We start from the raw sequence: 682 nt of genomic DNA, 5'->3' as shown, positions 1-682 counted from the left end.
GCTTGGCAATGCCGAAGCGATGTTCGAGGTCGGCGGCGGTGATGCGGGCGGCCGCGACGACCAACTCCGTGGTCAGCGCTTTCGGCACCTCGCGCAGCGCAATGTGGATGGTGACCGGAACCGTGCGCAACTCGGGGCCGGCAAGCATCATCACCGGCATCGCTTCTGCGCCGGTGTGGAGTGTCGCCAGATGCGCCAGATATTCGGTATGGCCGCGGAAACGGAAGCCGGCATCGTAGAGCGGCTTCTTGGCGATCGGGCAGGTGACGACTGCCGCCGCGCGGCCGCCAAGGCAGTCGTCAACAGCGCGGTCAATGGCCTCGATGATGCCGGCGGCGTTGGCTGGGTCTGGCCGGCCAGTGCTGTCGACGAAGCGGGCGACTAGGGGCACGACGGGCAGGGCGCGTGCAAAGACGCGCGCCGCTTTGGCTGGTATCGTCTCCGTGATTGGCACATCGGCGCCGAGCAAGCGCGCCCGTGCGGCAATCAACGCCGGATCGGCGATAAGATAGAAGGGCGGCACACCGGCGCTGTCGCGCGCTCGCCAGGCGGCAATGGCGATTTCCGGCCCGACGCCGGATGGATCGCCGACGCTCAGCGCCAGCGGAAGCTCTGCCTCTGGCGACTTCAGCGCTCGACGATGCGGGCTTTCTTCCGCAACTCCTCGACATACTTGTTGGAG

At 67.2% G+C, this 682-nt stretch carries 1 protein-coding gene; it reads right to left on the bottom strand.

Annotated elements, in window-relative coordinates; all coding sequences use genetic code 11:
• On the bottom strand, positions 1 to 631 hold a 631-nt coding region (locus EOA85_RS36660), incomplete at its 3' end, for a 4-hydroxythreonine-4-phosphate dehydrogenase PdxA (RefSeq protein ID WP_206523512.1).
• Positions 632 to 682: the final 51 nt, after the last annotated feature.

This window comes from Mesorhizobium sp. M5C.F.Ca.IN.020.29.1.1, assembly GCF_003997375.1.
GTDB lineage: Bacteria > Pseudomonadota > Alphaproteobacteria > Rhizobiales > Rhizobiaceae > Mesorhizobium > Mesorhizobium wenxiniae.
The sequence above is the reverse complement of the archived record's forward strand: the minus strand, read 5'-3'. Positions and strand labels throughout refer to the sequence as shown.